Source organism: Shewanella saliphila, from assembly GCF_014648295.1.
In the GTDB taxonomy this organism is placed as follows: Bacteria; Pseudomonadota; Gammaproteobacteria; order Enterobacterales; family Shewanellaceae; genus Shewanella; species Shewanella saliphila.
The window spans coordinates 22,580-29,157 of the sequence record NZ_BMQV01000050.1; the positions used below are offsets into that span (position 1 = coordinate 22,580).

General features: G+C 43.8%; 6 protein-coding genes. 5 read left to right on the plus strand and 1 reads right to left on the minus strand.

Annotated elements, in window-relative coordinates; all coding sequences use genetic code 11:
* The first annotated feature begins 9 nt into the window (after positions 1–9).
* The 5 genes from IEY48_RS17735 to IEY48_RS17755 all read left to right on the plus strand — a co-directional run bounded on the left by IEY48_RS17735 (position 10) and on the right by IEY48_RS17755 (position 6,021).
* Entirely contained in the window at positions 10–1,323 is a 1,314-nt protein-coding gene (locus tag IEY48_RS17735) for an ABC transporter permease (RefSeq protein ID WP_188922725.1), read from the plus strand.
* Positions 1,324–1,345: 22 nt separating this feature from the next.
* Positions 1,346–2,554, plus strand: a complete 1,209-nt coding sequence (locus IEY48_RS17740; RefSeq protein ID WP_160053164.1) for an FtsX-like permease family protein — start codon at positions 1,346–1,348, stop codon at positions 2,552–2,554.
* A 92-nt stretch (positions 2,555–2,646) separates the two neighbouring features.
* Positions 2,647–4,059 carry a sigma-54-dependent transcriptional regulator gene (locus tag IEY48_RS17745; protein ID WP_188922727.1) on the plus strand — a complete coding sequence of 471 codons (1,413 nt, stop codon included), beginning with the start codon at positions 2,647–2,649 and terminating at the stop codon, positions 4,057–4,059.
* Positions 4,059–5,402, plus strand: coding sequence for a sensor histidine kinase (locus IEY48_RS17750; protein ID WP_188922738.1), 1,344 nt, complete (start codon positions 4,059–4,061; stop codon positions 5,400–5,402). The genes IEY48_RS17745 and IEY48_RS17750 overlap by 1 nt, the downstream gene beginning before the upstream one ends.
* 235 nt (positions 5,403–5,637) lie before the next feature.
* Positions 5,638–6,021 (plus strand): MAPEG family protein, encoded by a 384-nt coding sequence (locus IEY48_RS17755; RefSeq protein ID WP_188922729.1) that lies wholly within the window; start codon positions 5,638–5,640, stop codon positions 6,019–6,021.
* Between the two features lie 91 nt (positions 6,022–6,112).
* Here IEY48_RS17755 and IEY48_RS17760 read toward each other — a convergent pair whose 3' ends face one another.
* Positions 6,113–6,370: a hypothetical protein gene (locus tag IEY48_RS17760; protein ID WP_188922730.1), complete on the minus strand. Its 258-nt coding sequence runs from the start codon at positions 6,368–6,370 to the stop codon at positions 6,113–6,115.
* Positions 6,371–6,578: the final 208 nt, after the last annotated feature.

The window sequence follows — 6,578 nt, forward strand, 5'->3', positions numbered from 1 at the left end:
GGGAGCATTATGTTTTTTTATTATTGCGATTTAGCCTGGCGAAGTATCCGAAAAACACCAATGTTATCGATGTTAATGGTGTTGGCTATTTCGATTGGGATCGGCATTACCATCACCACGTTAAATGTGTATAAAACCATGTCTTATAACCCGGCTGGTGATCGAAGTGAGGTGATTAATTCGGTGCAGCTTTGGAGCCAAGGCCTAGATACCTGGGATGAGTTTATTTCAAGCATCACCTACACCGATGCAATGAACTTGCGTAATAACGATGAATTAAGCCTAAAAACGGCGACTTACCGGACCGGTTTAGCGTTGCAGTCTGACAACCCCAAAATTGAGCCTGTTTTACAAAGTGTGCGGGTGACCGACAGAGACTTTTTCAGGATTTTTTCGGTGCCATTTTTATATGGCAGTTATTGGGACGCCAGCGTTGATTTACGCCCCGCGTATCAAGTGGTGATTAGCCAAAAGTTAAACTTACGCTTTTTTGAAGGCAAAAACAGTGTGGGTAAAACGGTATTTTTAGACCGTAAACCTTACCAGATTGTGGGGGTGATTGAAGACTGGAATCCACAGCCTAAATATTACGATCCGCTCAATGGTGCCTTTAATGACGCAGAAGAAATATTCATTCCGTTCTCGTTAACAGGACAGGAAGAATTTGATGTGTGGGGTAACACCAGTGGTTGGAAGTTCGAACCCATGCTCACTTACAGCGACCGCTTAGCATCAGAGAAAGTGTGGATTCAGTTTTGGACAGAGCTTAACAGCGAAGATGAAAAGCAAAACTACCACAGTTGGTTAACCCGTTATGTTGAGCAGCAACGTGCTATTGGTCGCTTTACTGATACCGCTAAAACCCCTGCAGAAGCCGTGCAAATTAGCGATATCGATAAATGGCTTGAAGACAGCAATGTGGTGCCAGAAGACAACAAAATTCTGGTCGGTTTAAGCTTGCTGTTTTTAAGCGTGTGCCTGGTCAATATTCTTGGGCTGTTACTGACTAAATTTTTAAAGCGCGCACCAGAAGTGGGTGTTCGACGCGCTATTGGTGCCAGTCGTGGGCAGATATTTAGTCAGTACATGGTTGAGGTGGGCATGATTGGCTTTATTGGTGGAGTGATAGGGTTGTTATGGGCTTGGGGCTCGTTAACCGCGCTACACAGTTATTTTTCAATGGACCAAAGTGTCACCGGCCTTGATGCTAGCATGTGGATTATTACCCCGTTAATTGCTATTTCTACCGCGGTTTTGGCAGGCGTTTATCCTGCATGGGTGGTGTGCCGCACTAAACCTAGTGTGTATTTAAAAACTCAATAACGGATTAAATAAGGACATCACCATGTTACATATCAAACCGATTTTATCCAGTTTAATGCGAAGTAAAAGCGCGCCGATTTTATTACTGTTGCAGATCATCTTATCTGTGGCGATTGTGTCCAATGCGAGTTTTATCATTAACGAACGCTTGTCGTTAATGCAGCGTGAATCGGGTTATGCAGAAGAACAAATACTCACGTTTAGTATGTACAACTTTGATCCTGCAATCGACAACATAAAACAAAACCAAGTAGACCAACAAATTTTACGTTCGCTGCCCAATGTGATTGATGCCAGTTATAGCAATATGTTGCCATTAAGCGACAGCGGTTGGATGGATCGCTATGTTGATGGCCCTGATGCTGACACGGCTAAAGGCACTCCTGGTTTTGCCTTTTACTTAGGTAATGAGCACTTACTCAATGTGATGGGCGCTAAGTTAATTGCCGGGCGAAACTTTACCGCCGATGAAATTAATACCAACCTAGATGACAGCGGCATGATGGCGTTAGTATCGCAGCCCCTCGCTAAGGCTTTTTGGGGCGAAGAATCACCGCTGGGTAAAACTATGTATCAGGGCGCACAAGCCGTCACCATTATTGGTGTGGTCGATAAGCTACAAGGGGCTTGGATTGACCATGAAAACTTTGAATACAGCGTGATCCAAAATATCGATTTTGGTGGCAGCAGCAGTAATAAATCTTATATGGTGCGGGCATTGCCAGAGCACATTCCTGCATTAGAAGAAACCATTCGTAAAGCGCTGCATGCTGAAAATCCAAACCGAGTGTTAGATCATTTTCAAACGCTCAGTGAGATAAAAAATCTCACCTACAGTAACCATCGTTTAATGGCGACAGTATTAAGTATTATGGTGATCTTACTGTTACTGATTACCGCGCTAGGATTAACGGGTATGGTGATGTTTAATATTCAACGTCGCACCAAACAAATTGGTACTCGTCGTGCCCTTGGCGCTAAAAAACGAGATATCATTCAATATTTTATGGTGGAAAACTACTTGATATGTATTGTGGGTGGCGTGATTGGTGGCATGTTAGCCTTAGTCTTGGGTCAGCAATTAATGTCGCTATATAGTTTACCTATGGTGCCAGTGATTTATCCGCTTGTCTCAGTGATTGGCTTACTAGTGGTAACAACGTTGGCGGTAATCGTGCCTGCATCTAAAGCTGCGAATATTTCGCCTGCCATGGCAACGCGCAGTGTGTAAGTTCGCGATTGTTATTCGAAATTTATGTTGTTTTACGGTAGCTTAATGCTACCGTTATTTACAAATTACTCAATGAGAGCCATATCATCGTAATGGATACTATTTTAATTGTTGATGACAACCACGCTATTTGCCAGGCACTTGCACTGATGATTGAGTTGCATGGCTATGATGCCATTTATTGTCATTCGCCCGATGATGCCATTGATATTGTGAGCAATAAAGAGATCTGCTTGGTCATTCAAGACATGAACTTTAGCCGCGACACCACCTCGGGTGAAGAAGGTAAGCAACTGTTTTATGCTTTGCGTCAGTTACAGCCCAATTTACCGATTATTTTAATGACCGCCTGGACCCAGTTAGAAACCGCAGTGGAGTTGGTTAAAGCCGGTGCGGCCGATTACATGGGTAAACCCTGGGATGATGCTAAGTTATTAACCAGCATTGCTAATTTATTATCGATATACCGCTTATCGCAACAAAACAATCAACTCTCGCGGGTCCACAGTGACCGTATGTCGGCGATTAATGGTGCTGAGCTATGTGGGCTTGTGTTTGCCAGTGGGGCGATGCAGCGTTGTGTCGATTTAGCCTTACAAGTGGCACGCTCTGACGTGTCTGTGATGATCACCGGCCCCAATGGTGCGGGCAAAGACAAAATAGCCGACATTTTACAGGCTAACTCGCCGCTTAAAGATAAGCCTTTTATTAAGGTCAACATTGGGGCGTTACCAATGGACTTATTAGAAGCAGAGCTATTTGGTGCTGAAGCTGGCGCATTTACCGGCGCCAATAAAACCCGCATGGGCCGATTTGAAGCCGCCGATGGGGGCACATTATTTTTAGACGAGATTGGTAATTTGCCATTGTCTGGCCAGGTAAAACTATTGCGGGTATTGCAAACCGGTGAGTTTGAACGCTTAGGCAGCCATCAAACCCGTAAAGTGAACGTGCGGGTGATTAGTGCGACTAATGCCGACCTTGCCGATGACATTGCCAATGGACGCTTTCGTGAAGATTTGTTTTATCGCTTAAACGTGATTGAGCTCAGTGTGCCACCGCTTAAACAGCGCCAGGATGATATTTTACCGCTTATTCGCCATTTTATGGGCGAGCAATTTACGCTAGATAAAGTAACCCAGCAGGTGTTAATTACTCATTGCTGGTCTGGCAATGTACGCGAGCTTGAAAATGCCTGCAAACGGGCGGCATTACTGGCTACATCGGCACAGTTAACCATTCATGATTTTGGTTTAAACACATTGCCTGCAGATCAAATTGAAGCGGGTTCGAGCCATAATCATCTAAGCCCACCTTTTTCTACTCTACCCGCTGAACAACAAGATAATGCGCCCTTAATCAATGAGCCTAATAAACAGCAAATAGAAGCGGCATTAACTCAGCATAATGGTGTTATTGCCAGAGTGGCTAAGTCATTTGGCTTAAGCCGCCAGGCCTTGTATCGACGTATGGATAAATTTGGTATTCGAGACACTAAATCATGATGTTGTCGCTACGAACTAAACTGGTGTTAGCCAATATGCTTAGCTGCCTGCTAGGGTTACTTTGTGGCGCGCTGGTGTGGTTTAGTCTGGGTGATAGCGCCTTATGGTTAGCGCTGATTGTGATGCTGGTGGTTTGCTATTTTTGCAGTACCTGGCTAACAAAACGATTAAGCGATAGCTTGCAAGCACTTGAAATCGGTTTACTTAATTTTAAAGACAACGATTTTAGCGTGTCTTTGCATCCTTATGGTGAACCACAGCTTGATAACCTAGTGCATTTATATAACCAGGCGTCTGCCAAGCTGCGCAGTGAGCGTCAGTTTATTTACCAGCGTGAGTTAATGCTGGATAAAGTCATCCAGAACTCGCCAAATGTGATGTTATTGATTGATGATTCTCAGCGGGTTATTTATGCCAATGGCGCCGCAAGACATTTATTTAACCACGGGGTTAACGTTGAAGGCATGTTAATGCCCGAGTTGGCTGAAATGTTACCAGACTCGCTCAAAAACGCCTTAAACAGCGAGCAAGAGGGGCTGTTTGCAATGACGGATAACGAGGCAGGTGAAGCAGGGGGTAATGTAACAGACGGCGATGTTGAAACCTGGCATATTTCCCGTGGTCGTTTTACCCAGAATAACCAACAACATCATTTAATTTTGCTCAAACAACTGACCAAAGAGCTAAATCGCCAAGAAGTGGCGGTATGGAAAAAGGTGATTCGGATTATCAGTCATGAGCTTAATAATTCGGTTGCGCCGATTGCGTCAATGGTGAACTCGGGTAAGTTGTTAACTCAGCATTTAGATAATTCTAAATTGCAGCTCATTTTTGACACCATCGAAAATCGCACCAGTCACTTAAGTCAGTTTATCTCTCACTATGCACAATTTGCTAAGTTACCTTTACCGCAAAAAGCGCTGGTCGACTGGGCGCGTATGACGCAACAATTGGCGCAGCAATATTCATTTAGGTTATTAACGCCGCTGCCAACTTTAGACATCAAGCTGGACGCTGTGCAATTAGAGCAAGTGTTAATTAATTTACTCAAAAATGCCCATGAATCGGGAGCAGACAAAGACAGCGTGTCATTGGCATTTGAAGAAACCAGTCATCCTGTGAGCGGGTTATTGATTAAGGTAGATGATCTCGGCTCTGGCATGTCGTCAGAGGTATTGTCGCAAGCCTTGTTACCTTTTTATTCTACCAAACAGTCGGGTACAGGCATTGGCTTACCATTGTGCCGTGAAATAATAGAAGCGCATGGCGGGCGAATGAGTATGCAAAACCGTCCAGAAGGCGGCTTAAGTGTTAAAGTATGGTTGCCTTATCAAACAAGCTAATCTGTGCTGTTTTAACTACTCTTGTGGGTTAATCAGTTTGCTACTGAGCATATTTGCTACTGAGCTATTTACTGTTGAGCTATTTACTGTTGAGCTATTTACTGTTGAGCTCTTTACTGTTGAATATGGTTAAACTGTCGCGTGTAGTTTACGCTAATAGCAGTCTGAATCTTCAATGCTGAAGCTAGCTTAGTGTTAGTTTGGCTGTGCTAAAAATAATAACAGAAGGGATACCATGCAAACCATTTTGATTTGTTTACTGATTGCCATGTTACTGCCATATGCCGCTAAAGTGCCGGTTGCGATGGCGATGGCTAAATTAGGCCGTTATGACAATAACCATCCGCGCGCGCAGCAAGCGCAATTAACCGGTTTTGGCGCTCGAGCAGTCGCAGGGCATCAAAATGCATTTGAGTCGTTAATTGTATTTGGGGTTGCAGTGCTAACAGCATTAGTCACCAATAATGTCACTGATGTGGTGGCATTGTTAGCGATTGTGCATGTTGTGGCGAGAGTGGTTTACCATGCCATGTATTTACTCAATTACGGCACGTTACGGTCGTTATCTTGGTTTGTGGCCATTGGTGCATCGATAGCAATTTTTTGCCAGGCTTTTTAAAGGTTTTATATGCTGTAATAGCCATAAAAAACGCCTTAACGGCGTTTTTTCAGTATGGTAAGCGACTGTGTGCTTAATCTTGGCTGGCAATTTAATCTAGGCTAGCTATGCGCTCGTAGCCCATTTCGGTTAATTGGTCATTTACGCAATCTAATAAAAATGCACTCACTTCAGCTTCTGGCAGTTGGTCTTCAATGGCGATTTGTTGGCAGGCTTCTTTTAATGATAAAACATCTTTAAGCGGTGCGGCGGGTAATGCGCTAGCGGTAAAGCTGACAGTGACGCAACTGGTAAGTAATGCCGCGAGACTGGTGCGGATAATCGTTTTGCTCGTAATAAGAGATGGCATGGTTGTTCCTTCTTGGGAGAACTTTAGTTATTTTGACAAATATTACTGTAGCTTAGTTCCTTTGGATAGAGTGTAAAATATTTATATACCCAATCAACTTGAAGATCCGTGTTTCAGAGCTTCACCGTGTTTTCAATACTAGGCGCGTTAATGCGGTAATGTAGGTACCTTATAAATTAGCGCAACAACGTAGTGGGAACACGGTGAA

Coding starts and splice junctions, on each gene's coding strand:
- IEY48_RS17760 (WP_188922730.1), bottom strand. CDS start 6,370: ATGCCATCTCTTATTACGAGCAAAACGATTATCCGCACCAGTCTCGCG.
- IEY48_RS17740 (WP_160053164.1), top strand. CDS start 1,346: ATGTTACATATCAAACCGATTTTATCCAGTTTAATGCGAAGTAAAAGC.
- IEY48_RS17735 (WP_188922725.1), top strand. CDS start 10: ATGTTTTTTTATTATTGCGATTTAGCCTGGCGAAGTATCCGAAAAACA.
- IEY48_RS17755 (WP_188922729.1), top strand. CDS start 5,638: ATGCAAACCATTTTGATTTGTTTACTGATTGCCATGTTACTGCCATAT.
- IEY48_RS17750 (WP_188922738.1), top strand. CDS start 4,059: ATGTTGTCGCTACGAACTAAACTGGTGTTAGCCAATATGCTTAGCTGC.
- IEY48_RS17745 (WP_188922727.1), top strand. CDS start 2,647: ATGGATACTATTTTAATTGTTGATGACAACCACGCTATTTGCCAGGCA.